The organism is Pantoea sp. Tr-811, assembly GCF_011752535.1.
Taxonomy (GTDB): domain Bacteria; phylum Pseudomonadota; class Gammaproteobacteria; order Pseudomonadales; family Pseudomonadaceae; genus Aquipseudomonas.
In genome coordinates, this window is sequence record NZ_VWXJ01000001.1 from 58,056 (window position 1) to 84,371 (window position 26,316).

The window sequence follows — 26,316 nt, forward strand, 5'->3', positions numbered from 1 at the left end:
GATGAACTTCTGAGCGGCCCTACTACTCTGATCGTGGCGCCGCGAATGCGAGGCTTTCCGGCTTACAAGATCAATAACTGCTAGCGGAAGCTTAGGAATGTTCTCGGAAGACTTTTACGGCGTGTACCTCGTGGCTGAGGTCGTGTTAGTTGTCGCGGCCCTGGCGATCGCTTTGCATTTCAGCCAAGACACGTAGCTGGGCGCTAGCGGGCAGCGCTGAAAGGCTAACCGGCAGCATGGCAGAAAACTCAGCGCTTCATGCCCAACTCGGCATCATCCAACAGCGCCTTGGCCATTGCGCAAAGGTAGTGGGAGGCCCATATCAACTGTGGCTTGTCTTCCATCAAACCATCGATGCTCAGGTCCCGTGCATAGCCCATCAACTCCGACGCTTGCTCCCTGGCAAACTGGCAAGGGATTCCCGCTTCGATACGGAAGAGGGGATGGGTTTGGTTTTCACCTTGGTAGAAAGTGGTTTGTCCGATAGTGAAGTGGGTGTCGTCTTTGCTCATCGCTCAATCTTCCTGACATTACGTTTTGTGGGCTGGCCTGTCTTCATGGATAGACCAGCGCAGGCATACCTTTAGTGCGAAGTCCGTGGCTCAGTGGGCGTCTGAACTTGGAGCAGCGCGGATTCGAGCAAAGCGCGCAGGGCCTCCATTTCATGCATCGAGGTCATCATCAAAATTGACGCTGGGGATTTAGGCTGCAGCAGCAAGGCCTGATGCACCACGGTAGCTGCGCAGAGCGCATAGTCCGTGGCCTGGATGAGGGTGTCTTCGAGGGTAAGCTTGTCGAGGGGCGGGTCGGGAACGATCTTTAGCATGGTATGGCTCCTGTCGTAATGGAGCTACCACCAACCGCGGCTAAACGAATTGGTGGCAGCTGTACGCGGGTTAGCCGACCGGGACGTCAGGCACCCGGCGCACCCGAAGGTGCCCCCCGTACAGCCGCCATGAAAGGTGCAACTGCCGACTACTCGGTGTTGCAAGGCTGTGGTGTCCGACGATTTCGGGCGGCTAAACCCGGTCGTTGAATGGCAACGACATGCCGAGACTAGAGTCCACATTTTGCACGTGCAACGGATTACAGCCGCCGGGAGTATCTTTGGGAAATGCCCTACAAGAAAGGGCCAAATTCTGATTTTTTCAGCCGTTAGACGTAACAGCATGTAACGCCTGGCCTGGCATCGAGCCGTCGATACACCCTTGAAGCGCGTTCCGCGTCACCGGCCAAATTGTGCGACCACATCGTCTGATCTGAATGCCCCGCCGCACTCACTCACCAGGAACTGCCGGACCTTCTGCGTATTTCGGTAGCGGGTGTCGATTGGTGTAGCGCGGGTGATTGGCCCAGCATGCCAGTCAAAGCTCATGTCCATTTCCTTGGTGGAGAAGTGCATGACTGGGGGCTCATACAAGAAGTCAGAGCCGAAGACCTGGTAGCTTCTGGTCAGCTAGGCCACTGGGTGGAGCACCTTCGAAGTGGGGCCATGCTCCACCCAGCATGGCAGAAAACTCAGCGCTTCATGCCCAACTCGGCATCTGCTCATCGCTCAATCTTCCTGACATTACGTTTTGTGGGCTGGCCTGTCTTCATGGATAGACCAGCGCAGGCATACCCTTAGTGCGAAGTCCGTGGCTCAGTGGGCGTCTGAACTTGGAGCAGCGCGGACTCGAGCAAAGCGCGCAGGGCCTCCATTTCATGCATCGAGGTCATCATCAAAATTGACGCTGGGGATTCAGGCTGCAGCAGCAAGGCCTGATGCACCACGGTAGCTGCGCAGAGCGCATAGTCCGTGGCCTGGATGAGGGTGTCTTCGAGGGTAAGCTTGTCGAGGGGGGGATCGGGGACGATCTTTAGCATGGTAAAGCTCCAACGTAGAGGAAGGAACTACCACAGCCATGCCGTCAAGCAATGGGTGGTAGCTGTACGCGGGTTGACGGACCGAGACGTTGGCACTCGGCGCACCACAGGGTGCCCGCACGTACAGCCACCATAAACGTGTGCACATGAGGACAGCGTATTCGGTCCGTCAAAACCGGTCGCTGAATTTGCAGCAACGAGCCGAGACTAGGATCTACGTTGGGCATGTGCAACGGATAACAGCCGCCGGGAGTATCTTTGGGAAATGCCCTACAAGAAAGGGCCAAATTCTGATTTTTTCAGCCGTTAGACGTAACAGCATGTAACGCCGGGCCTGACATCGAGCCGTCGACACGCCCTTGAAGCGCGCTCCGCGTCACCGGCCAAATTGTGCGACCACATCGTCTGATGTCGTGACCTGGGCATATCCGCTGCCGAGTATGGCGAGGGTCATCTCATACACGGTGAGGGCATCCCAGCACTGGCCATGTGGTCCAGTGACGGGCACAGCGGTGGTTGCATCCGCGGGCAGAATGATTTCATACCCAAGCGCTTTCCCGGCCCGGATGGTGGCATCCATGCTGTTGTGAATCACGACCCCCGTTAGCACAAAGCGTTTGGCTTGCAGGCTTGTGAGAAGGGCGTGCAACTGGGTTCCGATGAATGCGCAGTTCTCATGTTTAATGACGACGGCCTCGCTTTCTAATGGGGCTACCTCTTTCTTGATTCCATTCCAGGGGCCATGAACGTGGTAGGTGGACGTGGGTTTTTTTTCATCATGTTTTACGTGAAGGACAGGCCAGCCGTTTGACCGCCAATGCTGCAAAAGGCGTTGGATCACGGACACGTAGTTGGGGTGACTTTTGTTATTCCACACGGGCTGATCGATGGCATCCTGGACGTCGAGGATGACTAGAGGGATGGCAGGTTGTTCCTTCATATGAGGTTGTTTCCTTGAGATGGATGCCTGGAACGTGTGAATCAGGCGCCACGGGGCGAGCTGCTATTTGATTCAAAAAGGACTCTGTAGGAGCGGGCTTGACCCGCGAAGCAAGCGACGCGGTGCATGGCACCGGCTTCGCCGGTGTTCGCGGGGCAAGCCCGCTCCTACAGGGCACTTCGGCGCCCCAGTTGGCAAAGTTCCCTGCGCGACAGCGAAGCCCGACGGGCTAGGATATCTCCGGAAGCGGACGAGCAAACTCCGCTTTCTGATGATCGGCGTTAGTGTGGAGGTCCCGAATAGGATGCTGCCTCAATCAAGAATGCAGGCGCAGCCATTGATCTGCAACGTCACCCATCGTGGCTGGGGCGCCGCTCTTGATCCATGCCATAAAAGCCCGATCAAATTTGAATGCCCCGCCGCACTCGCTCACCAGGAACTGCCGGACCTTCTGCGTATTTCGGTAGCGGGTGTCGATTGGTGTAGCGCGGGTGATTGGCCCAGCATGCCAGTCAAAGCTCATGTCCATTTCCTTGGAGGGGAAGTCGCCCGGAGCGTAGCACTGCTCGCGCCACAATACACTGATGCGCTTTTGGGACCGACAATGGACAACCAGCACAAGAAGATCACCGGCTAAAAGGCCTGGCGTGCGAGCGAACCTATAATGCCGTGGGATCCAACGGCGTAATCAAGTCAGCACCTTGATTGCGCACATTGCCAACGGCTGTGCTCACGCGGTACCACTCAAAAGCCTCTGCCGGCTCACCCAGATTGAGCGCCATCTGCTCGGCATGCTCGCCAGGCATCACTGCTGTTATCCACGCTCGGGCCAGCTCTGGCGACAGTACGACAGGCCTTCGGTCGTGCACATCGACCATGCCGCCCTGGGCATCGGCGGTGATTATCACGAACCCGTCGTGCTCACCGCTCGAGAACTGCCCTATCGACGCGCACAGGGCAGGGCACCCGTCGCGGCGCCGGATGTAGTACGGCTGTTTCTTGGCGCCACCTTCGTCCACCCATTCGTACCAGCCATCAATGGGCGTGACTGCCCGATGCGGCCAGATGGCCCGGAAGAATGGGCCGTGGGCTACCTTCTCGACCCGGGCATTGATCGGCGCAGCGCGATCGGTTGCCCAATGCGGGCGCCATCCCCACCTCACCAGGTCTGCCCTCGGGCCTGCGTCATCCATCCGTAGAATTGCCACCGGCGTACTTGGCGCGACGTTGTACCTACCAAGCGCCTGGTTTCCTACGTTGTTGCGCCATACTTCCGGCATGCTCAGGGTATCCACGAAGTCGTGGATGCCTCGGTACTGCGTCAGCCTTCCGCACATACGCCCTCCCTAAGAAACTTCAGGATAGCCGCTGACCTGTTAAGCATCCGTAGCTACCCCTTAATTTGGATACCCCTGCAACATGAAGCTCAGCCCGTGCTGGGCTGTTGTATCTGGACTGCAGTTACCAGAAGTGTGTGAAATCGTTTTGCCTCTATCATTGGAGGCAGCGATGGAGCAGTGATCGCTGAGCCCAGCTTCGCGCTGGTAGTGGCGCCTATGGGAATGTTAGAAAATCTGGCGCAGATGAACACGGAAATGGATAACCAGGCGGAAAAATGAAAACGTTGTGCTTTGAAGATGTAATGTTCCTTTCTCCAATGGATGAGGAGTCGTTTTTTACTAGATTAGGAAATATCAAGTGTGTATCCGAGGTGTTAGGGGTGGGGAACGAAATAAGAATTTCCATAAAGTCGCCGGTTTCAAAAATGGACCTTCACGAACTGCTGGCGGTGAGCTACAGGTATGAAACTGATATGACGCAGTTGCAGTGCCTTATGACTAAGGCTAATGAGTCTTGGTTCTTTGGTAACAAGGATGCATACTGGTACGCTAGGGTTTTTGGTTAACTCACCTGAATATTGTCAAGTTCATAGCAGGCTGCGTAGTTAGGCGCCGCGGGGCGGCGCATCGCGAGCTGCGCTCGCTCCTACGGGGGGGAAGGGTTAGGCGCCTGACAGCGTTGTTCGAATAAAGGCCAAGGCGTCCTTGAAAACCTGATGCCATTGGTCAGACGGTTCGCTCATGAGCGGGTGCCAGAAAAACCTGAACTCATGGCCACCATCATCTTCTGCAAAATGCACCCAGGTGGTGGGCAGGTCCTGGGCGACATGGCATTCATGAAATGCCCATAGGTGGCCGGTAACGCGGGAGCGCCATTGCCCCAGATTGCGGGTGGCTGTGGATCGGATGCCGGCTTCTTCCTTTAACTCTCGCACAGCAGCCAGTTCGGTGGGCTCATCGGGTTCGACACTGCCTTTGACCAGTTGCAAGCCTGCCAGTGGGTGCTCGAACGCCAGGATTTCCAGCGCTTCGCGGGTTCGTAGAACGACGGGGCAAGCTTTATCGGCTTCCATGCTGTCAGGCCTGTTTGCAGAACATTGGTGGGGCGGGAAGCATAAGGGAAGCAGGCTGGGATCAGAACCAGAAGAGGGTTTGATTTGCAGGGCGATAGAGCGCCGCTGGGCGGCGCATCGCGAGCTGCGCTCGCTCCTACCAGGCCAGTGCAGCCTCGTAGGAGCGAGCAGCGCTCGCGATGCGCCGTTTGGCTCAGAAATGAACCGTGATACCTGCATTCACCGAGTGGAAGCGCGTGCCGGAACCGAACTGGCCCTGGTACGACAGCCCCACATCCGTCTGGCGGTTCAACTTCACTTTCGCCCCAAGCTCGGTCATCGCCACGTTGCGCGTCTGTACCAGGCCCTGCACCTCGAAGTCCGGGCCGCCGGCCAAGGCCTGGGTGCTGCGTGGGTCCAGGTCACCGTACGCACGGCGCCAGCCCAGCGAGCCGTACACCTGGGTGTCGTGGCTGGCCACGCGGGTGTGGGTTGAAGCGCGCATGCCCAGTGTAGAGAACCAGGTTTCTTGCTTTTCACTGGCCACGTTCAACGCCGCAGCACCGCCTTTTTCACGGAAGCTGTCGGCATCGTACTTCACATACGAAACGCCCACGAACGGCTCCAACGCCACCTCGCCCAAACCAATGCGATAGGCCGCTTCGCCACTGGCTTGCAAGGTGTTGGCGTCGCGCTTGCTCTTCAGGTGGTCGTCGAACCCGGCGAAGGCCACGTTACGTTTGCTGTCCAGCTTGTGCCAGGTGTAGCCAACGTCTGCGCTCAGGCGCAGGGCATCGAGTTGAGCGCCGGTGTACAGGCCCAGGTGGTAGTTGTCGCTGTGGCCCTTGGCATCGCGGTCGTCGGCATCGAACTTGGTGCGGCTGTAGCCACCATACACACCGGCACGCCAGTCCGGGGTAATGCTGCCGTCAGCGCCCACCAGCACACCGCCGGTTCGCTGGTGAAGGCCGCCGGCGCCATTGTTGCCGTCCAGCCGCGACCAGTTGCCGAACACCTGCGCCCAGGCACCGGCCTGGGAATCAGGGGTGGCGGGCATGAAGTTCGATGCACCCAGCGGCATGCGCACGGCCGTGCTGTCGAGCAGGCTGCGTAGGCGGGTGTTCAGGGCGCCGGAAACCACCTGGCTGTTGGCGATCAACGCAGTGCCGGTGCTGCCGTGGTAGTCGCCGGAGAGTTGGTCGATGGCATTGCGTGCGCTGTCGGCATCCAGCACCAGCAAGTTGTTGTACAGGCGCAGCGGGTCGCCGCTTTGCTGAAGCTCGCTAAGCGCACCTGCGGTGTTCCACTGGTTGCCGGTGAGCGCTACCGTCTGGAAGATGCCAGGGGTGGCCGGCCCGCCTGTTTCAGGCGGCTGGACCGGGGGCTGAACCGGTGGCTCTACGGGCGGCTCGACCGGAGGCTGAACCGGTGGCTCGACTGGGGGCTGAACGGGCGGCTCCACTGGCGGCTCCACTGGCGGCTCGACCGGTGGCTCTACAGGCGGTTCAACCGGAGGCTCCGGCGTAGTGGTTTTCTGCGCGATGGTCAGGTTCAACTCGTTGGCCGTGCGTTGCAAGCTGACGTTGAGAAACGCCGAGTTGGTGAACGCCTCGGCATAGGCGGTGCCGGCGGCAGCGCCGTCGACTACGCCGCCCTGGGCGGCCAGCAGAGTGTAGGTTTGGCCGGTCTGGTAGCTTTGTGCGTCATTGAGCGTGGTGACGTCGACCCGGGTGCCACGCAGGGTCGCCGTGCCAGTGACGTTGACGCGGTCGGCGCCGCCGTCGCCAGCGATGTCCGCAGCGTATCGCGAACCGGCGGCCATCTCCAGGTTGCCGTTGATCGAAAGGGTGCCCAGTGCGCCTTCACCCGGGGAGAGCGTACCGCCGGAGGCCACCTGGGTATTGCCGACTTGGCCGGTACCGGCCAACACGCCGCCGTCGAGTACTTCGGCGCGGTTGCTGTAATTGCCCAGGCTGTCGGTATGGCCGACGGTGCCGTTCACCACCAAGGTGCCGTTGCCGATGCTCAGCAGCGAGGTGCCGCGAGGGTTGGTCTGGTCGACGTCGCCGGCCAGCACCAGGCGCCCACCACGCACCACCGTGCTGCCCGACAGGCCGGTGAGGTCACCGCTGAGCGTGGTGTTGCCGCTGAAGGCATACACCCGGCCCGCGCCGCTGATGCTGTTGCTGACCTGCAAGTCGCTGTCGGTATGGTTGAACGCCAGCGCGCCGCTACCTGCGCCGAAGCGGATCGCCGTTAGCGGGTCGAGGCGGCCGGCGGCTTGCGCGGCACCGGCCGAGAGGCCGTCGATATCAGTGCGGGCCGGGTCCCGGGTGGCCTGGCCACCGATGCTCAGGGTGCCGCGTGCCGCTGAGTTGATACTGGTCAGCTCGCTGATGTCGATACCTTCGCTGCTGCTCAGCTCGGCGCCATTGGCCAGCACCAGGTTGGTGCTGTTGGTGGTGTTGCCCACCAGCAGCGTGCGGGTGGCCAAGCGCGTGCCTTCGCCAGACACGCTGACCACGGTTTCGCGGCCAAGGTTGGCCGAGCCCAGCTCCATCGAGTCGCTGGTCAGCACTGCGCCATCGCTCAGGCTGAGGTCGTTGCGGTTTCTGAAAGAACCGGTGTTGTCCCAGCGTGTGTTGGCGCCCGACAGCTCGCTGATCGAGTTGATCGCCACCCGCTCGCTGGCAAGCTGCCCGCCATCTTGCAGGGTAATGCGTGAGTCGTAGAGAAAGGTGCCGCCGGAGGTCACGTTGACTGCGTCCACCTTCGCGCCTTGGCCGCGCACCAGCAAGTTGGCCCGGGAAAACGCATTGCCGGTATTGCCATTGTCGCTGAGCTGAAGGTCGCGCACCGACACCAGCCCGCCGTCCAGCACGTTGAGCGTACCCTGGCCGGCGCCGCCGATGACGATGGTATTGCCCAGTACGGCCGTGGTACGTGGCACGATCCAGCGGGTGCCTGGGCCTGTGACCGTAACAGTGGCCAATGCAGCGTCGGCTGTGTTGGAGGATTGCCTGCCACCGATTCGCCCGCCCTTGGTGGTGACTTCAGCGCCGTTGTTGATGGTCAGGCTGGCGCTGGCGCCGTTTTCGGGGCGCAGCAATATCGAGCCATCGTAGGCTCGGTCGCTGCTGAAAGTGTCCTCTCCGCTGTTGAGCTCATAGTCCGCCGCGTGGGCGCTTGGCAGCAGGGCGAGGGTGATCGAAAAGGCGAGCGGGGATAATCTGAATAAGGGATTCATGGCGGTTCTGGATACTCCATTAAATGCCAAGCTCCGGGGGGCTTGGCGTTCCTTATGTGCAACGGATTAAGGCTGGAAGTATCGGGAGGGTTGGCCGCAATGAGAATAGTACGCATGTCCTAGGTTATGTGGACGGGGTGCGCTGGCAGCGTAATTAGTGATGTCCGCGGAACTAATTTGCTGTTATGAACGGTTTGAGCGGTAGCTCAGGATGGTGGCATATGGCCTTGATGTAAGTGTATGCTCGCTCCTTTTCAACACATCATGGAGTGATCATGCGTCATTACCTTTTTGCCCTAGCGGGTATCCTCACCCTAACAAATACTGCGCACGTTGATGCCTCGTCGATAGACGGAAACAAGGTTACTCAGGGTTTTTATCATGTCTACAACGACAAAGGCCGTGAGCGGATTGAGGTCGTATCCACTGATAGCGCGGGTCATGAGACTGGCAGAATGAGCGGCGACGTTACCCGTGATACCCGACTTGCTCGCTTCACTGCACTGTTCGGGGAGAATTGCCTGCTCGGATTCACTCCAGCGAAGATGAAGGTATTAGTCGTAGAGGATATCTCTGGAGGCACTGCAGTTTGCGAAATCATGCCACTGCCAACCGCACTTCGGGCCAAATAATACCGATTCGAATTCGTTGATTTTTAGTGGCCCTATTGGTTCTGTCTCAGCGAAATGGGCTCTTACACGCTCTTCCTCAACTAGGGGAACCTGCGTCAAACAGTGTGGGAGCCGTCATATGAGCGGATAGCTGGTTATCTAGCTCAATCCACCCACCGCCACAACGGCTCATCCAGCAACCCTACGCCCCGCAACTGCGTTTGCCCCTGGTGCTTCTCCAACTCCAGCACATTGCAGCCCTCGCACGCAGTGATTGCCTCGATCAGTGGCCGGCTGTGCGACACCACCCATACCTGGCTGCGCTGCGAGGCCCGAATGATCAGCCGTGCCAGGGCCGGCAGCAAATCGGCATGCAAGCTGGTTTCCGGTTCGTTCAGTACCATCAGCGACGGTGGCCGTGGCGTCAGCAAGGCGGCCATCAACAGCAGGTAACGCAGGGTTCCATCCGACAACTCGGCGCCGCCCAGTGGCCGCAACAAGCCGTGCTGATGTAGCCGAACACTGAACAGCCCGCCTGGTGGGGCGTCGACCTCAAGGCGGCTACCGGGAAAGGCGTCTTCCAGCGCGGCCACCAAGTCTTCCACTTCACCGATCTCGATGATGGTTTGCAGCGCCGAGGCCAGGTTGCGGCCGTCGTGGTGCAGCACCGGCGAGCGGGTGCCCAGTTGGGGCTGGCGGCACGGGGCGTCGCGGTCGATACGGAAGTGGTCGTAGAACCGCCAGCTGTTGATGAAGGCACGCAACTCACCGATCTCTGGCGCCTGGCGGGGCCGGCCGACGATGTTGAAGAAGCTCTCGCCGCTGTCGGCATGCTGGTCGAGCACCGCCCAACGGTTGCCCTCGCGGGCACGCACCAGGGCGTTCCGGCGCTCGACCAGCAGCGAGGCAGGGCGGTAGGCACCAGCGCCCCAAATGGCTTCGCATTTGATCTCAGGGTCGAGCATGAAGGCAGTCGGGTAGGGCAGGGGCATCGGCAGGCCGAGGGAGATCGAGAAACCGAAATCCTCGGTGGCGAAGCCCAGGCGCAGGCGTTTGGACTCGCTCGCCTGCTGCCCTTGAATGGGCACTTCGCCGCGCTTCATCCGGGCACTGGTTTGCGGCCCGGCCCACCAGGTGGAGTCCAACCCGCCTTCGCGGGCGAGGGCTTCGACCACGCCGCCCTGGGCGGTTTCGGCAAGCAGGCGCAGGGCTTTGTACAGGTTGGACTTGCCGCTGCCATTGGCGCCGGTGACCAGGTTGAGTTGGCCCAGCGGAAGCACCAGGTGGTTGATAGAACGGTAATTGCCGATGGCGAGGGTAGTGAGCATGCGGTGCGTCCCAGCGTGAACCAGGCGGTCGATTGTGGGCGAAGCAGGCCCGTGAAACCAGCCTTAAAGCCACGGCTGTGAAACCAAATATTTGATTGTGGGTCAGAGCATTCGCTTACTGTTTATCCACCGATAAGGACATCCTATGCGTAATTTCAAGTTTGCACTCGCGGCACTGCCGTTCCTGGTACTGGCCGGCTGCGGTAACGACGCCCTTGAAGGCACTTACGAAGCCACCACCACCGTGATGGGTTTCAAGGCGCCCAAACAAACCTGGGAGTTTTCCAAGGACTACATCATCGCCAACGGCAGCAAGGTCAAGGTTGATGAATGGGAGCGCAAGGGTGATGTGGTAGTTGCGCGCAACAAGGACGGCCAGGCGTTGATCAACGTTCGCGTGCTTGATGGCGGCAAGCGCCTGGAAGGCGTGGGCGGCAATGACATGGCCAAGAACGAGTTCGTGCGGGTGGACTGACCGTTCCGAGCTTTGCCTGTACGGGCCTCATCGCGAGCTTTGCTCGCTCCTACCGCGTAGGAGCGAGCAAAGCTCGCGATGCGATCTAGTAGGCGCAGCCGGCCCCAGGACAGCGCCCGCTCACCACTCGATCGCCTGCCCGTCCCACGCCATAAAGCCACCACTTTCCGCAGGCCCAAAGCGTTCCAACAGTGTGATCAGGCACTGCGCCGCATACGCCGGCTCGAACAGCTTCCCCGCCGCAACATTCCCTTGAAACGGTCGTGACAGCTCGGTATCCGTTGTCCCCGGATGCAGCGCCAACACCGTCGCAGCCGGGTTCAGCCGTTTCAGTTCGATGCTCGCCGTGTGCAACAATTGATTGAGCGCCGCCTTGCTCGCCCGGTAGCTGTACCAGCCCCCCAGCCGATTGTCGCCAATCGAACCCACCCTCGCCGACAGCGCGGCGAAGGTCGTCGGGCCTTTGCGCAGCATTGGCAACAGCTGCTTGAGCAACAGGATTGGCGCGAAAGCGTTGGTCGCGAAGCTTGCCTGCAACCCGGCCAGTTCCACCTGCAGCAACGACTTTTCGGCCTTGGCGCCTTCCTGGTGCAGGATGCCCAAGGTGCTGATGACCAAGTGCAGATGATCACAGGTTTGGCGCACCGCAGCCGCGAGCGCTGCCAGTGCCTGTTCGTCACGTGCGTCGCAGTCGATCAGCAGCAATCGGCCGCCGTGCGCATCGGCAAGCGTCAACAGGGCGGTGCTCTGGCTGGCATGCTGGGAAACGGCCCAGACGCGCGCCACGTCGGCACGGGCCAACAGCGCGGCGCACAGCGCCAGGCCAATGCCCCGGCTTGCACCACAGATCAGCGCATTGGCGTCGCCATTGATGTTGGGAATCAGGCTCATGCATGCACCTCATGCGATGTGCGTGGCTGGGTGTTTCGGGTAGACCACCTCGCGCCGATTAAACGCCGTTGAGCAGTGACACGTCGTCAGCCCTGGGCTCTGGCAGGCTATCAAGAAACGCCTTGATTTCCCGCTTGCCGCGCAAGTGCAGCGTAGGCACCTGCGGCCCAACCTTTTCGCGCATGGCCTCGATGCCGTGGCGGTAATCGCGGTCGAAGGTCCACACGAACTTGAGAAAGGCCAGTTCAAAGCGTTCCTCACAGCCGTCCGCGCGGTCCGGGCGCGGCTGGTTGCGCAGCAGGCGCTGCACCACGCGGGTAAAACAGGTCAGGCGGGGTGTGTCGAGCCAGATTATCAAATCCGCACGCGGCAAGCGCAGGTCGAAGGTGCGGCGGGCGTAGTTGCCCTCGCACACCCAGGCATCACCGGCGACCGCTTGGCGCACGCGCGCACGAAACTGCTCGGCGTCCGGCTCGGCCCAGTTCGGCTCCCAGAACAGCCGGTCCAGGTGGACCACGGGGAGCTTCAGGCGGGCGCCAAGGGCGCGGGCGAGGGTGGATTTGCCGCTGCCGCCGTTGCCGAGAATGACGATGCGTTGCATGGGGACTTCCTGTCGGGGTAAACGCGCAATTCTACCCGTCAGCCCAGGCAGTTCAAACAACTGCCTGCCGGTTTGCACGCCCCGCTCAGGTCTTTGCTACCGTGCCCGCACGCGGTTGGCATCTTGTGGATGGTTTTGTGCTGCGCGGGGCAGCCATCAGGCTTGCGGCGTTACGCCCAGCAATACCTGAACCTGGCGTTGCAGTTGGCTGACATGCTCACGCTCGGCGCGCAGGGCAGAACGCAGTTCGCTGTTTTCCAGTTCGTGGATACGTGCGCTGCGCTCCAGGTCGCGATCACCTTTGAGCAGGCTCCAGATTTCGCCCTGCCGGGCATGGTCAAGGCAGACCATGAGCAGCGTAAGGCCGGTGACGCCCAGCAATGTGATTTCAATGGCTTGCATCTGTTTCTCCTTGGGTGGTGGCAAATTGCTGCCAACCAAAAGATATGTCCTGTTAAACGACATGTCGATATTGGAGACTTGTACAGGTAAAGGAATGGTGCAGATCTGAAGCCAGCCCGGAGCTAGGGTGGAGAAGGCCTTGAGGCTACCTGGCTGGGCCAAAGCGCACGAAGTATTGTGCCGTGAGGGCTGTAGCGCATGGGCCACCAAACCGCATCTTGGCGCAATCGCTTATGATATGACCGGTTTATTTACATATCGCTGCTGGCTTGATTTGCATCGGGCTGGACACGTACGATCAGGCGACACGTCAGCCTTTTGACCATGAACAGCCACCCTGTCACCAGGAACCCGGATGAAACGCACACAACGAATGGAACAAACCCGTTGGGACCTGGCTTTGCGCTATCGACTCATTGAAACGGTGGTGTGGTGGGAAGGCAGGCTGACAACCAATCACCTGATGCAAAGCTTCGGCATCAGCCGGCAGCAGGCCTCCAAGGACATCAATACCTATATCAACGATTACGCCTCGAAAAACCTTGTCTACGACAAGCAAATCAAAGGCTATGTGCCCACCCGCCAGTTCAAGCCGCTGTTCATCGATGACAGCGCCAGTGCCTACCTGGACCTGCTGAACCAGAACAACGAGCGTGCCCCGCACATTGAAGGGCTGGCGCTGGCGTATGCACATACCGAGGTATTGAAGGTGCCGGACCGTTCCATCCGGCCCGAAGTGCTGCGGCCGTTGCTCAAGGCCTGCCGGGAGAAACGGCGGCTGGACATCGAGTACGTGTCCTTCACAAGCCCAGAACTGGAAGGCAGAACCATTGCGCCGCATACGCTGGTGTATACGGGTATGCGCTGGCATGTGCGGGCCTATTGCGAGAAGAACCGCAAATACCGGGATTTCGTGCTGAGCCGTTTTCGCGGGGAGCCTGAGTTGCGCGATGAAATCACCGACAATGGCATCGAGTTGGATACCGAGTGGAATACCCAGATTGACGTAATCTTCCGGCCAGACGAGCGCCTGAGCGCGGCGCAGAAGGTGATCATCGAGGTGGACTACGGAATGACGGATGGGCAACTGGTGGTGCGCAGGCCGCAAGCGTTGGTGAAGTACGTTGTGCAGCGCTTTCAGATCAACCCGAATGTGCATGAGCCCAAGCCCGAGGCGCAACAGTTGGTCTTGGCCAACCGCGCAGAACTTCGCCCCTGGCTGTACTCGGACTGAGCCATTGCGCCGGCAAGCCATCGACACAGTGGTTGACTTGCCCCGGCACCCAAACAGCAAGGCCTTCGCCTGCACGCAGACTGTGCGCAGACGATGGCCTCGTGGCTTGAAGGTTGTCAGTGGCTGGCGGGTGCCTCTGTGGCCACAACCAACTGCACTTCCACCCGCCGGTTCAATGCACTGGCTGGGTCCACTCCAGGCTTGGGCCGCGAATCACCATAGCCGGCAACCACCACCCGCAGCGCCTGCTGGGTATTGAGCGCCTGGATCAGCAGCTTGCGCGCCTCCCTGGCCCGTGCCGCCGACAATGTGTAGTTGTCGTCATACACGGTACAGAACCGCTCGAAGTCGGTCACCGGGCGCGATACTGGCAAGTTGTCGGTATGGCCTTCAACCAGCACCTGGCCTTGACCGTAGTCGCTGATGAAGCTCGCCACCCGGGCGCTGAGCAAGGTCAGTGCATTCCTGGCTGCGGGCGTAATGCAAGCACTGCCCCGGGCAAAGGCGTTATCGGGCAAGGTCAACCGACGGTTCTGGATATCAACGTCGACCAGGTCGGTTTCCCCGGTGCGGCGAAGGTCCGATTGCATGCTGGCCAGCAGCTCGCTCAGGCGAGCCCGTTGTGCGGCCTCGCCTTTGTTGCGCTGCGCCTGACGCGCGGCTTCCATCTGCTGCTTCTCCACCACCCTCGTGGCTTCGGCGGCCTTGTTCTGCAGTACGGACACCACCAGCATCAGCATCACCACGGCCATGACCCCCGCCATCAGGTCAGAGATCGAGACCCACTCGTTGGGTTTGTCTTTCATGGCCGTCTCATGCCGTCAGTGGTTCGTCGGAGGAAGGTCGAGGCTCGGGCTGGCGGGCCTGATCGGCCAAGCGCTGCAACAGGGCGACGGTGGTGCCGGCGGCATCTTGCAGGGGCAGCAGGTGGTTGGAGAACTGCTCGCCCATTCGCTCGGCCATGGCCTGGGGAAGCTCCGCCACCTGTTGACCACTGCGCTGGGCTCGCGCCGTGAGCGTGTTCAGTTGTTCGGAAAGCTGGGCCAGGTTGGCCACCGCTGCGCTTAGCAATTGCCCGTTTTGGTTCAGGTCAGCGCGTAGCTGCGTGGGCAACTGTTCGAGTACCTGGGATGTTTGCGCGCCTTGCGCCAGCAGTGCCTGGAAGTGCTCATGGAGCTTGCCGAGGCTTTCTGCAAGCTCTGGAAACTTCACCAGTTGCTTGCCGACGCGGTCCATGCGCTTGCTGTTCTCAGATACATCGCTCAAGCCTTCCGTGACCTTCTGGGCAATCATGCCCATCTGCTGTTTCATCTGTTCGACGGTCTCGTTCAGACCATCGTTGGTCGATACCACCATGGCACTGACCTTGCGCTGGGAAACGTTCGCCGACTCGATGTTCTCGCTGACCTTCTGCATCACATCCTGCACTTCCCCGGTCAGGCCATTGACCGCATGGGAGATATTGTCAGTCGCGCCCTTTAGGTTTTCGGACATCGCTGCGGTGTTGCGCGAGAAATCCTGGCTCATCTGGTCGACGTTGCTCATCAGGCCCGATTGCAGCTCGTTCATCACCTCGCTCAAACGGGCAATGTTGCCATCCAGGCTCTGCTGCATGTTTTGCAGGTGGCCGTGGAAATCACCATTGAGCTTGTCGATGGCACCGCCGACGTTCTGCTCCATCACCTTCACACCGCTCTCCAGTGCACCGGCAGACGCTGCCAGTTGTTCTGCGGCCTGGCCCATGGTGCTGCCAGCGTTTTCCAGTGCCTTGAGGTTTTCGCGGCTGGCACTGACGAACTGCTCAAGGCTCTGCTGGCTTGCCTGGGTGTGCTGGCCAACCGTTTCGAGCACCTGATTGGTTTCGGATGCCAGCGAGGTCAAGGTTCTGGCCTGCTCCAATTGCTGATCGGCGAGGCCGCGTTGAACTTCAATGTGCTGTGCATGTTGCTTGGCGAGCGCAGCCAGCAGGGCTTGCGCCTGGAGTTCGGCCTGCTGGCTGAAACCTGCAGCCTGCTGGCTGTTACGCTCGGCCTGTTCCTGCAGCCGAGCAAGGCCAGCATCGATTTGCTGCAGCGACTGGCCGTGCTGCTCAAGCGCTTCGAGCCGGGGCAGGTGGACGCTGAAACCGGCCAGCACTGCAAGGCTGGCGCTTGGGGCGTTGAGTTGCTGCAGTTGCTGCAGTTGCTCGGCCATCTGAATTGCCAACTGGCCGAACTGCTCATCCTGCTTCTGCCCGCGCTTGAATTCGATGAGCTTGAGTTGCTTGAGCTCGTTGCCCAGTACCTGGCTTTGTGCGGCCACGGCCTGCACCAGCTGCTTGCCCACGGCCTGCAGGTTCTCGCGGGCCAGGCGTTCACGGGTATCGCCCTGTGCCGTGAGCGTTGCGCGGGCCTGGTCGATCTCGCGCTTCATGCGGTCGACACACCAGCCAGTACGCCGGCTCTCCGCCGACCAGCGGGCTGAGTCCCACAGTTTCAGCACGATGAAGGCAATGATGCCCCAGGTGGAGGTTTTGAACTTGGTGCCCAGGTCTTTCATCATCCCTGTCAGTTGCGATAGGGAATCGCTCATGGCATTGAGCGAGTCGGCGTTGCCCTGGAGGATGGCCGAGGCCTTGTCCAGTGCCATGCCCAACCCCAGGAAGGTGCCCAGCAGGCCAACGATCAGCAGCAGGCCCGGCATATTGCCGACGATGCGTTCTGGCAGGGTTGCCACGGCCTGGCTCAGCTCGCCGATGGAGCCATGCTCGATATCCAGTGCGCCCTTGTGCGTGCCACCTTGCCAATTGCGCTCCCAGGCCGGCGCCCGCCCGAACAGCTCGGCGGTGATCAAGGAAACCAGCATGCCGCCCAGAATTACACTGCAGAACACGATTTCCAGCGGGTTGCCCAGGGAAGGGGAGAGAAAGTCCAATACGCCACCGCTCACGCTGCCACCTCCACCAGGGTGAATCGCTCGGTACGCTTGCGGCAATCGGCTTCGAAGATGTTGGCAAAGCTGATGATCAGCGATTGCTCGGCAGGCAAAAGGTTTTCCCACTTCTCGCCATTTTGTGCGCAGCGGATCAGCAAATGGCTCACTTGCGCACCGTCGTCGATCAAGTATTCGCGGTCCTCGTCGATCAATGTCTGCTGGTCATTTTCCAGCAGCTGCAGGAACCCTTCGGCGGCATACACATAGTTGCGTTTGGCGCGCACGTCGGCGCCGAGCTTCTGCAGTTTCGCTTCGTCGATGGGCACCAGCTTGCGCAGGTCGTCGAGTACCTTGGCTTCTTCGGCCGGCAGTGGTTCGAACTCAGCCTCAGCGGCAAGGCGGCGCAAGATCACCCGGTCGCGGGATAGGCGCTGGTTCAGCTCCTCCCAGGTATCCTGATGCTGCTTGAGGTCCAGGCCCCAGACGTTAATCATTTCCTCGAACACGAACGGAATCACCGGTTTGCCAAAGCGCTCGGTGGTCAGCCGGTCCAGGCGCTGCATGGCCAGGTCGTCGAGTTCGGCGTGGCCTTTGATCAGTTGGCTGGCCACATTGATGATGAACATCGGTTCACCCAGAACGCTGCCGATGTCCTTCACCGCCTCCATCTGTTCTTCGTAGAGGGGCAGCAGTTTCTGTACGGCGCGGATGCGCAGGTAGTGATCGAAACTAACGAACGCCTCATCTTCCACAAGGCGGTTGATGCGCGCGCGGACCAGTTCATAGCGGTTGCTCATCGCCAGGCCCTGCAGCGCCGGAAGTTCGGTTTCACCGACTTTGGACATGGCGGCTTCCAGGTCGGCTGCGCGCTGCTCGGCTTCAGCCACTTCCTGGTCGTTGAGCAGGTGGCGCTTGGCATCCCGGGCGCGGGCAATCACCCATTCGACCGCTGCCTGTATCTTGGCGGCAAGCGGGTGGGTATCCAGGTGTTCGAGGGTGGCCAAGGCCTTGTCCAGGGCCATACTGACACCCTGGACCCACGGAATGGGTACGTTCTGGGAAATCGTGCGCAGCACCACGCGCGCTTTGGAAATGTAGGGTTTGGCGGCTTTATACAGGCGCTTCACTTCGCCAACGAAGGTTTCCGCCTCGTCGGCCAACCAGTTCACAGCCGTGACGACGGTTTCCCTGACGACTTCCACCGCCTTGCTCACCCAGCCCTTGAATGTGCTGAACATACCCATTTATCCGTCACTCCTTGTATGAACGCCCAACAGTTTGCGTGCGATGTCGGTGCGCCTGGGTTCATCACCTGGCGCGCTGGTTTGAATGTCATTGCGTGCGGCTTGCAGTTGCTCGATGGCTTCGAGCACATGTGCCGGCTGCAGGATGCCGCAGCCCTGGGGCAGCAGCGGTTTTGGCAGCGCCAGCCGCAGGCAGGTGCGGATTTCCCGGCCACTGAGGCCGGCGGACGGCGCAACCAGGCTGTCGAGCAGGGCCTCGCGGCCTGCCCCCAGGGGGATGCCTGGCACCAGCAGCCTGGCCCAGATGGCGCGGCGCTCCTCATCACCTGGTAGTTCGAAGCGAATGTGCTGGGAAATCCGGCTGACGAAGGCGCTGTCATAGTTGCGGGCGAAATTGCTGGCGAATATCACTACCCCAGGGTGCTTTTCCAGTTCGATCAGCAGTGTCGAACGCATCGCGTTCACTTCGTTGTCGATGCCCTGGGTGACCGAGGACAGGCGGCGCCCCAGCAGGGTGTCCGCTTCGTCAAGAAACAGCACGGCGTCTTCGCTGCGCGCCGCTTCGAAAAGGCTGACGATGTTCTTCGAGGTGTCACCCATGAATTTGCTTTCAAGGTCGGCGATGCTGGCAAGTATCAGGCGTTTACCGATGCTCCCGGCGAAGGCCTCTGCGGTGAGGGTCTTGCCGGTGCCTGGGGCACCATGAAAGTTCAGCAAGGTGCCCTTGCCACAGGGGTCGACTGCGCTGAACCCCCAAGTGGTGTAGATGATGTCGTGGTGGCGGATCTTGCTCAGCGCTTCATCCAACTGCTGGCGGATGGCCGCTGAAAGCACCACGTCCCGCTCCAGGGTAAAGCGCGGCTCGGTACTGCGGCGCATAGCCCCGGGTGCAGAAGGTTCAGGCGTTTCGGGCGCCACGAACTCGGGGCGCAAGTTCTTGTACAGGTAGTCCCGTGAAGACATGTCGAAGTCTGCCTCAGGCGCATGCGCCGCCAGGGTAATTTGCCAAAAAAGGGGGGCAGATCGTGCTGGCCTGCTGGGCAGGGGAGGCAATAACAGTGCTCACACGATAAGTCCGTTTTTCGAAGTGATGGTTGCGCACATAGGTAGTGGCAACCTGCCTGTATCGACTGTTGTTACGCGTACTTGAGGGCTTAAGGAAAAATTTGGGTAGCCGGTGTGTTTGCGACCTCTGAACGCAAAGTGGAGTAGGGCCCAGCCTATATTGCTGTAAGAAGAATCCCGTGAATCCGATAAGTCAGCGATTTATCTGAAGTTCCGTTCTGAAAATCATCGCGGCGGACGCATATTGATTGCGGACCACCAAATACGCCCTCTAGTCTCGGCAACTGTCGCAACCCGAATGGTTCGGGCCCGCATTCCCCACTTTCTGTAAGGCCCAGCGCCCTGCAGTCAACCGAGCGGTGACCATGGAAGAAAAAGCGCAACATCACTCAGAACGCTACGTGTTCGCTCGCAATCAACACCCGGCCTGGCGATTGCTGGCTTCGCCTCGGGCACCCTTGGTACTGGGCTGCCTGCGGGCGTTGTTCGAGCGCTCGCATGACGGCATTACGATGGAAGACGCGCTACAAGCGCTGGCTGCCATGCTCGCGGCCTATGCCAGCGAAGAGCTGTATAACATCGACCCGGAGGCGACCCATGTGCAGGCCGGCCGGGAGCTGCGCGAGTGGATCAAGCGTCGCTTAGTGGTCGAGCGGGAAGGGCGTATTCAAGCAACTGACGCACTGCAATCGGCGATCCAGTTTGCCGATTCGCTGGACAACCGGATCATGACGTCCACCGCTTCACGGCTGTCGGTGGTGCAACGCGAGATCGAAAACCTCGAAACCAATCTCAATCCCAGCCCCACTAGCCGTATTGCCAGCCTGCGGCGCCGTATCACCGACCTCGAACACGAACTGCGCCAGGTAGAGGCCGGGCACGTGATAGTGCTGACCGAAGCCCAGGCGATCGAAGGCATTCGTGAAATCTTCAACCTGGCAACCAGCTTGCGAGCGGATTTTCGCCGCGTTGAGGATTCCTGGCGGGAAGCGGATCGTGCCCTGCGTCAGTCGATCATCAGCGAGCAGGCGCACCGGGGTGAAATCGTCGACCGGTTGCTGGATGGCCAGGATGCGTTGCTCAACACCCCTGAAGGCCGAGTCTTCGACAGTTTTCAGCAGCAGTTGCGCCAGTCCAATGAGTTGGTTGTGATGCGCGAGCGGTTGCGCACCATTCTTTCGCACCGCGCAGCGCCCAAGGCACTTACCCGACCGCAACAGCGCGAACTGCGCAGGTTGGCACTGCGCCTGATGATGGAGTCGCAAGCGGTACTGCAGGCACGGGCGCGAAGCGAGCGGGATGTTCGCGGCTTCATGAAAACCGGCCTGGCAGCAGAGCATCATCGGGTGGGCCATTTGCTCAACGATTTCTTCACCCTGGCACTGAAGCTCGACTGGCAGCGTCAGCTCGAACGCCGCCAACCGGTGCCCCTGCCGCCGGTCGGGGTAGCCATTATCGGCGTGCCGGCCATCGAACGATTGCGCTTCAAGGACATGGACAGCGATACCAACCCGCAGCCGGACATGCGGCAAAAAAGCACTGGCCTGGAACAGGTCGATGAGGATTTCTGGAATTCGTTCGACGGGTTGGACCGTGAAGCGCTTATTCAAAGCACCTTGGCCTTGCTGGCTGAGCAAGGCCGTCCCCTGAGCATTGCGGAGCTGGCGTCATTGCTTCCGCCCGCCCATGACCTGGAAACATTCGCGTTATGGCTGGCGATGGCGCGTGAGGCCGGGATCGAGGTGTTGGTGCAGGAGCGCCAAACCGTGGAGCTGGTTGACGAAGACGAACGTCGCTGGCGCTTTACATTGCCCTACGTCGCACTCGACGCAGAGGCGCTCAAGGATATCGACTGGGAGTTGTAGGCATGACAGGGATTTTTGATCGCATCACCGCAGCTGAAAAGCCGCACCACGTGGCACCTGAAGAGGTGGATGCCCAGGCAGAGGGCAGCCCGGGCCCGCAGCCCCAGGTATCGCATGCGCGGGATGAAGAATGGCGCACACCCCGCAAGGTTCGCGAGGCGGTTCAGGAAATGCTCAAATATGGATTGCTGGAGGAAAGCCAGAAACCCAACCTCTACCGTGCCGCATTGGCCGATACCGAGGCGGTGGAGCGGATTCTCGAACCGCTTGACCTGGCCATGGGGATCGATGATGTACGTGGCCTGCTGTTCGTCATGGTGCGTCAGGCCGGTCAGGGGGAAGACGACGACTGGTCGCACCCATTGGTGCGCCGGCAACGGCTCAACCTTGAGCAATCCTTGCTCATCGCCGTTCTCAGGCAGCACTTCATCGTTTATGAGCAAGAAAGCGGCACAGGAGCGAACCTTGCGCAGGTGGCGGTTGACGAGTTGATCCCGCAGCTGCAGGTCTACCTGGGCGAGCTCGGTAGCGAAGCGGGTGAGCGTAATCGAGTGCTGGCTTTGCTGGACCAGCTCAAGGGCCATGGCCTGGTGTCGGCCGTCGATGCTCACGACAGGGTCGTCATCCGACCTATCATCACCCACCTGGCGAATCCGGAAAACCTGCAGGCACTGGTGGCCTGGCTGCGTGCGCAGGTTCAGGGCACCGGTGCTGCGAATACGGGTGAAGCGGGGGAGCAGGCATGAACATGCAGCAGGCCTTGCCATGGCGCGACAGCGAGACGTTCATCCTGGCCAACCTGGAGCTTTACAACTGGGGTGGCTTCCACGGATATCACCGGGCCGAGATCGACCCCAGTGGCACTGCAGTCATCGGGCCGACTGGCAGTGGCAAGACTACCCTGATCGATGCCTTGATGACGCTACTCTGTGCCAACCCCCGCTACAACCTGGCCTCCACCGGTGGTCATGAAAGCGACCGCGACCTGGTGTCCTACGTGCGGGGTGTCTCTGGCCCAGGGGACGGCGGCGAGCAACAGTCGCACATCGCCCGCCAGGGCAAAACAGTGACGGCTATCGCTGCTACTTTCGAGTGTGACGGTAGCCAAGTTCGTATTGGCGTAGTGCTCTGGTTCGAGGGCACCAGTTCATCTGCAACGGACCTGAAAAAACTTTGGATGCTGGTGGAGGCTGCCGATCAAACCCTGGAGCATTGGCTGAATCAGCACCATGCCGGTGGCATGCGGGCGCTGCGCCATATGGAGAAAGAGGCCACCGGCGTTTGGTCTTACCCCAGCAAGAAGGCGTATCTGGCGAGGTTAAGGGAATACTTCGAAGTGGGTGAGAATGCGTTCACCTTGCTTAACCGGGCCGCGGGCCTGAAGCAGCTTAACAGTATCGACGAAATCTTTCGTGAACTGGTGTTGGATGACCGTTCGGCATTCGAGCGTGCAGATGAAGTGGTGAAGAGCTTTGATGACCTGACCGATATCCACCGGGAGCTGGAAATCGCTCGCAAACAGCAGCGCGCCCTGCAGCCCGTTGCCGATGGTTGGCAGCGTTACCAGCAGGTGCAAGTGCAGTTCGTCGACAAGCAGTCCCTTGAGAGCATCGTACCTGTTTGGTTTGCCGAGCAAGGGCATCATTTGTGGTTGCAGCAGACTCATCGGCTGGAGCAGGAGCACAACGTTGCGCAGGCGCTGCTCTTGCAGTGCCAGGAAGGCCTGGACGTGCAACGGGAGACGGTGGACCAGCACCGCCAACGCTATTTGCAGGTGGGCGGTGCCGGTATCGATCAGCTTCGGCAACGTATCGCTGAGCGTGACCAGGAATGCGTGCGCAGGGGGCGGCAGGCCGAGCAGTACCGCCGTGTGGTCGGCAGGCTGGGTATGCCAGATGACTTGACGGCCAGCACCTTCAACGCCAACCAGCAGCAGCTCAGGCAACGCCGGGAGCAGCATGACCAGGAAATCGAACTGGCCCGCGATGTGGCGTTTCAAGCCGGGGTGGCCGAGAAAGACTTGACCGACAAACGCCTGTTGTTACAGCAGGAGCGCGCAGAAGTCGAACGGCGCCCGGGGTCCAATCTGGGGGGCCACTACCATGGGTTTCGCAATGACTTGGCGCAAGCGCTGGGCCTGGAAGAGTCGGCGTTGCCCTTTGTCGCCGAGCTGGTGCAGGTAAAGCCTGACGAGCAAGCCTGGCGAGGGGCCATCGAGCGAGCCATCGGCAGCCAAAGGCTGCGCATCCTGGTTCCTTCGGCATCGATACAGGCTGCCCTGAATTGGGTAAACCTGCGGCACAACCGGTTGCACGTGCGTTTGCTGGAGGTGAAAACGCCAAGTTCGCCGCCGGTTTTCTTCGAGGACGGTTTTACTCGCAAACTGCATTTCAAGGAGCATCCCTATCGCGATTCGGTCAAGGCTTTGCTGGCCGACAACGACCGGCACTGTGTAGAGAGCCCGGAGCAACTGCGCCATCTGCCCCATGCCATGACGGCCGAAGGGTTGATGTCTGGTAAGGCCCGCTTTTTTGACAAGCAGGACCACAAGCGCCTGGAAGACGACTGGCTGACCGGTTTCGATAACCGTGACCGCCTGGCCTTCCTGGACGAGCAACTGCGCGAAGCCGATGCGCAGCTCAAGCCCGCTAAGCTTGCGAGGGCAGCGACGCGGGACAAGGTACGGGAGCTGGAGGATTCGGCCCTGCTGTACAAGCATCTGGAAGCGCTGCAATTCGAGGACATCGATTTGCCCGGCGCCCAGGCGCAGTTGCAGGCCCTGCGCGCGCAATTGGAAACGCTGACCCGGCCGGGTTCCGATCTGGCAATGGTCAAGGCAGAGCTTGACGAGGCCTTGCAGGTGTTGAAAAACCTGGAAGCACAGCTTCAACAGTGCCAACTGGCTTGCGTAACCCTCAAAGGCAAGTTCGATACTGCCGCCGCCGCCGCCCGCAAAGCCAACAACGCTGCAGAAAAAGGCCTTACCGACAGCCAGCGAGAACTGGCCAAGGCCCACTGCCCGGCGTTGACCGAAGCCAACCTGGAAGATATCTACGACCTTGAGCGCCAGCTGCTGCGTACCTTGCGTGACGAGCTGAAGAAACTGGCCGACATGTTGGGCGCGCACCAAGTGGAGCTGGCCAACCACATGTCCGATGCCTTGAAGGTGGACACCGGTGCGCTCGCGGAAACAGGTCGGGAACTCACAGATATTCCCAAGTACCTGGAGCGGCTTCGCGTGCTGACCGAAGAAGCGTTGCCGGAAAAACTCAAACGCTTCCAGGAATACCTGAATCGCTCATCGGACGATGGGGTCACCCAGCTGCTCAGCTACATCGAGCATGAAGTTTCGGTTATCGAGGAACGGCTCGATGACCTGAATAACACCATGCGTCGCGTCGACTTTCAGCCGGGGCGTTATCTGCGCCTGGTTGCCAACAAAGTCATTCACGAAAGCCTGCGCACCCTCCAGCGCGCTCAGCGGCAGTTGGCTTCGGCGCGGTTTGTTGAGGACCAAGGCGAGAGCCACTACCAGGCCCTGCAAGCGCTGGTTGTGTTGCTCAAGGACGCGTGCGATCACAGCCGCAACCTGGGGCCCAAGGCGCTGCTCGACCCACGTTTTCGCTTGGAGTTCGCGGTGTCGGTGATTGACCGCGAATCCCGGGAGATCATCGAGACGCGCACTGGTTCGCAAGGTGGGAGTGGCGGTGAGAAGGAAATCATCGCTTCCTACGTGCTGACCGCATCACTCAGTTATGCGTTGTGCCCGGACGGCAGCAGTCGGCCGCTGTTCGGCACCATCGTGCTGGATGAGGCATTCTCGCGCAGCTCCCATGCCGTGGCCGGCCGTATCATCGCAGCCCTGCGCGAGTTTGGCCTGCATGCCGTGTTCATCACGCCCAACAAGGAAATGCGTTTGTTGCGCCACCATACGCGCTCCGCCGTAGTCGTCCATCGGCGAGGGATGGATTCCAGTGTGGTATCGCTGAGCTGGGAAGCCTTGGACGAGCACCATCAACAGCGCAAAGGCCAGCCATGAAATCACCCTTGGAACTGGGCCATAAACTGGCCCGACAATGGCAGCAGTCCAGCACACGGGTTGCGCGTTTGCTCAACCCAGGCAGCTGGCCGCAGCGTCTTTCCATTGGGAAACCATCGGCAGGTGTTTTTGCACAAAGCCCCCAGCGTGTTCTGCAGCATGTGCAACGCTGGCGTGAAGTGAAGGTTGGCACGGTCGAGTGGGCACGGGTAAGTTACCGAGCAGGCCTTGAGCCTGTATCCATACCGCTGCGCTGGCAGCTGCGCAACCCTTCCGAGTGGGTCGCCGCAATTGGCGACGCGCAGGTCAGCCATGAGTATGCGCGGCTTGAATACCTGGTGGCGCACGCTGACAGCACGTTTCATTCGCTGCTGGTGGCGCAACGCAGCTTGTGGATGGCCAAACCCTGTGAGGAGGTGGTTGCCACCCTGCGCCTGGCCATGCAATTGAGCCCAGGATGCGCCAGCGGTCGGCCGCTTAGGTTACTTGCCGAGCATGGTGTTGATACCAAGTTTTTTGAACGACACTCGGCATTGCTTAGCCGCCTGCTTGATGAGCGCTTCGAGGGTGCTGTTTCGGAGCAGGGGCTGACAACGTTTCTGGATGCGCTCGAAGAAAGCAGCCATTGGGTGCTCGTCGTGCCGTTGGAGCCTGGGCTGTTGCCATTCAGACGGCTTAGGCTCACCACCGCCGAGCTTGCCCAAACCCCACTGCCAGGCACTCGGATCCTCGTGGTCGAGAATGAACAGTGCCTGCATCTATTGCCTGAGGTACCGGGCACGGTCGCAATATTGGGTGCAGGGTTGGATGTGCAATGGTTGGGGGCTGCGCACTTCGCTGATAAGTGCATTGGCTACTGGGGTGACTTGGACAGCTGGGGGCTGCTGATGCTGGCGCGGGCACGCCTGTCTCGCCCGGGCATTGAAGCGTTGCTGATGCACAAGGCGGTATTTGAGCAGCATGGCGCGCTCAACGCGGTCATCGAGCCCGTTCGCGCCCAGGCCACCACGCCGGATGGATTGTTGGAGGATGAGGGGGCTTTCTACCAGTTCTTGCTGCAGCAAACCCGCGGGCGCCTTGAGCAGGAGTATCTGCCCAAGGGAGAGGTCGCGTTCGCTATCAGCGAATGGGCTGGCCATCAGGGACGTTCCTGAAGAAACCCCGTCAGATAATCTCCGCCCGCCACAGGCCGGTGTCTTTGAA

At 60.3% G+C, this 26,316-nt stretch carries 24 protein-coding genes and 1 pseudogene; 8 read left to right on the forward strand and 17 right to left on the reverse strand.

All coding sequences use genetic code 11. From position 1 onward, the window contains the following. Positions 1-248 precede the first annotated feature (248 nt). The 9 genes from F3J44_RS00270 to F3J44_RS00310 all read right to left on the reverse strand — a co-directional run bounded on the left by F3J44_RS00270 (position 249) and on the right by F3J44_RS00310 (position 8,445). Entirely contained in the window at positions 249-512 is a 264-nt protein-coding gene (locus F3J44_RS00270) for a DUF3077 domain-containing protein (protein WP_167269865.1), read from the reverse strand. A gap of 71 nt (positions 513-583) precedes the next feature. Beyond that, the gene (locus tag F3J44_RS00275) at positions 584-826 is read right to left on the reverse strand and encodes a hypothetical protein (protein WP_167055394.1); all 243 of its coding nucleotides are present in this window, start codon (positions 824-826) and stop codon (positions 584-586) included. A 399-nt stretch (positions 827-1,225) separates the two neighbouring features. Then, complete coding sequence (locus tag F3J44_RS00280; RefSeq protein WP_167269781.1) at positions 1,226-1,402, reverse strand: DUF6434 domain-containing protein; 177 nt, start codon at positions 1,400-1,402, stop codon at positions 1,226-1,228. 221 nt (positions 1,403-1,623) lie between these two features. Next, a complete protein-coding gene (locus F3J44_RS00285) occupies positions 1,624-1,866 on the reverse strand; it encodes a hypothetical protein (protein WP_167269867.1) in 243 nt (80 codons plus the stop codon). A 376-nt stretch (positions 1,867-2,242) separates the two neighbouring features. Next, positions 2,243-2,806 carry an isochorismatase family protein gene (locus tag F3J44_RS00290; protein ID WP_167269869.1) on the reverse strand — a complete coding sequence of 188 codons (564 nt, stop codon included), beginning with the start codon at positions 2,804-2,806 and terminating at the stop codon, positions 2,243-2,245. Between the two features lie 316 nt (positions 2,807-3,122). Beyond that, a complete protein-coding gene (locus F3J44_RS00295) occupies positions 3,123-3,329 on the reverse strand; it encodes a DUF6434 domain-containing protein (protein WP_167055391.1) in 207 nt (68 codons plus the stop codon). A gap of 136 nt (positions 3,330-3,465) precedes the next feature. Further along, the gene (locus tag F3J44_RS00300) at positions 3,466-4,143 is read right to left on the reverse strand and encodes an SOS response-associated peptidase (protein ID WP_167269872.1); all 678 of its coding nucleotides are present in this window, start codon (positions 4,141-4,143) and stop codon (positions 3,466-3,468) included. A 665-nt stretch (positions 4,144-4,808) separates the two neighbouring features. Beyond that, positions 4,809-5,219, reverse strand: a complete 411-nt coding sequence (locus tag F3J44_RS00305; RefSeq protein ID WP_167269874.1) for an NUDIX domain-containing protein — start codon at positions 5,217-5,219, stop codon at positions 4,809-4,811. Positions 5,220-5,412: 193 nt separating this feature from the next. Next, positions 5,413-8,445 (reverse strand): autotransporter outer membrane beta-barrel domain-containing protein, encoded by a 3,033-nt coding sequence (locus F3J44_RS00310; protein WP_167269876.1) that lies wholly within the window; start codon positions 8,443-8,445, stop codon positions 5,413-5,415. 275 nt (positions 8,446-8,720) lie between these two features. Here F3J44_RS00310 and F3J44_RS00315 point away from each other — a divergent pair, with 275 nt between their 5' ends. After that, positions 8,721-9,077, forward strand: a complete 357-nt coding sequence (locus F3J44_RS00315) for a hypothetical protein (protein WP_167269878.1) — start codon at positions 8,721-8,723, stop codon at positions 9,075-9,077. A 143-nt stretch (positions 9,078-9,220) separates the two neighbouring features. Here F3J44_RS00315 and F3J44_RS00320 read toward each other — a convergent pair whose 3' ends face one another. Beyond that, positions 9,221-10,384, reverse strand: coding sequence for an AAA family ATPase (locus tag F3J44_RS00320; RefSeq protein ID WP_167269880.1), 1,164 nt, complete (start codon positions 10,382-10,384; stop codon positions 9,221-9,223). A gap of 145 nt (positions 10,385-10,529) precedes the next feature. On the opposite strand from F3J44_RS00320, the gene F3J44_RS00325 reads away from it, so the two are divergent. After that, entirely contained in the window at positions 10,530-10,859 is a 330-nt protein-coding gene (locus F3J44_RS00325; RefSeq protein ID WP_167269882.1) for a hypothetical protein, read from the forward strand. Between the two features lie 120 nt (positions 10,860-10,979). On the opposite strand, the gene F3J44_RS00330 is transcribed toward F3J44_RS00325, so the two are convergent. From F3J44_RS00330 to F3J44_RS00340, 3 genes are all read right to left on the reverse strand, one after another. After that, a complete protein-coding gene (locus F3J44_RS00330; RefSeq protein ID WP_167269884.1) occupies positions 10,980-11,750 on the reverse strand; it encodes an SDR family NAD(P)-dependent oxidoreductase in 771 nt (256 codons plus the stop codon). A gap of 58 nt (positions 11,751-11,808) precedes the next feature. Beyond that, positions 11,809-12,351, reverse strand: a complete 543-nt coding sequence (locus tag F3J44_RS00335) for an AAA family ATPase (RefSeq protein ID WP_167269885.1) — start codon at positions 12,349-12,351, stop codon at positions 11,809-11,811. A gap of 156 nt (positions 12,352-12,507) precedes the next feature. Continuing rightward, positions 12,508-12,753, reverse strand: coding sequence for a hypothetical protein (locus tag F3J44_RS00340; RefSeq protein ID WP_167055358.1), 246 nt, complete (start codon positions 12,751-12,753; stop codon positions 12,508-12,510). A gap of 355 nt (positions 12,754-13,108) precedes the next feature. On the opposite strand from F3J44_RS00340, the gene F3J44_RS00345 reads away from it, so the two are divergent. Further along, the gene (locus F3J44_RS00345; protein WP_167269886.1) at positions 13,109-13,987 is read left to right on the forward strand and encodes a YafY family protein; all 879 of its coding nucleotides are present in this window, start codon (positions 13,109-13,111) and stop codon (positions 13,985-13,987) included. A gap of 116 nt (positions 13,988-14,103) precedes the next feature. On the opposite strand, the gene F3J44_RS00350 is transcribed toward F3J44_RS00345, so the two are convergent. Genes F3J44_RS00350 through F3J44_RS00365 form a run of 4 tightly spaced genes read right to left on the reverse strand, consistent with a single transcriptional unit; the run spans position 14,104 to position 19,107 of the window. After that, positions 14,104-14,793, reverse strand: a complete 690-nt coding sequence (locus F3J44_RS00350) for an OmpA family protein (protein ID WP_167269887.1) — start codon at positions 14,791-14,793, stop codon at positions 14,104-14,106. Between the two features lie 7 nt (positions 14,794-14,800). Next, the gene (locus tag F3J44_RS00355) at positions 14,801-16,915 is read right to left on the reverse strand and encodes a hypothetical protein (protein WP_205299600.1); all 2,115 of its coding nucleotides are present in this window, start codon (positions 16,913-16,915) and stop codon (positions 14,801-14,803) included. Beyond that, entirely contained in the window at positions 16,912-18,138 is a 1,227-nt protein-coding gene (locus F3J44_RS00360; protein WP_205299602.1) for a hypothetical protein, read from the reverse strand. Before F3J44_RS00360 ends, F3J44_RS00355 begins: the two co-directional genes overlap by 4 nt. A gap of 6 nt (positions 18,139-18,144) precedes the next feature. Continuing rightward, the gene (locus F3J44_RS00365; RefSeq protein ID WP_167269889.1) at positions 18,145-19,107 is read right to left on the reverse strand and encodes an ATP-binding protein; all 963 of its coding nucleotides are present in this window, start codon (positions 19,105-19,107) and stop codon (positions 18,145-18,147) included. A 467-nt stretch (positions 19,108-19,574) separates the two neighbouring features. On the opposite strand from F3J44_RS00365, the gene F3J44_RS00370 reads away from it, so the two are divergent. The 5 genes and pseudogenes from F3J44_RS00370 to F3J44_RS00385 all read left to right on the forward strand — a co-directional run bounded on the left by F3J44_RS00370 (position 19,575) and on the right by F3J44_RS00385 (position 26,267). Beyond that, complete coding sequence (locus F3J44_RS00370) at positions 19,575-21,074, forward strand: DUF3375 domain-containing protein (RefSeq protein ID WP_167269890.1); 1,500 nt, start codon at positions 19,575-19,577, stop codon at positions 21,072-21,074. Positions 21,075-21,076: 2 nt separating this feature from the next. After that, complete coding sequence (locus tag F3J44_RS00375) at positions 21,077-21,820, forward strand: DUF4194 domain-containing protein (protein WP_167269892.1); 744 nt, start codon at positions 21,077-21,079, stop codon at positions 21,818-21,820. Positions 21,821-21,822: 2 nt separating this feature from the next. Further along, positions 21,823-22,575: pseudogene (locus F3J44_RS29705) on the forward strand (ATP-binding protein); the annotation flags it as partial. Between the two features lie 1,188 nt (positions 22,576-23,763). Further along, positions 23,764-25,113 carry an SbcC/MukB-like Walker B domain-containing protein gene (locus F3J44_RS29710; protein ID WP_240158183.1) on the forward strand — a complete coding sequence of 450 codons (1,350 nt, stop codon included), beginning with the start codon at positions 23,764-23,766 and terminating at the stop codon, positions 25,111-25,113. Beyond that, positions 25,110-26,267, forward strand: coding sequence for a DUF3322 domain-containing protein (locus tag F3J44_RS00385; protein ID WP_167269894.1), 1,158 nt, complete (start codon positions 25,110-25,112; stop codon positions 26,265-26,267). The genes F3J44_RS29710 and F3J44_RS00385 overlap by 4 nt, the downstream gene beginning before the upstream one ends. The last annotated feature ends 49 nt before the right edge of the window (positions 26,268-26,316 follow it).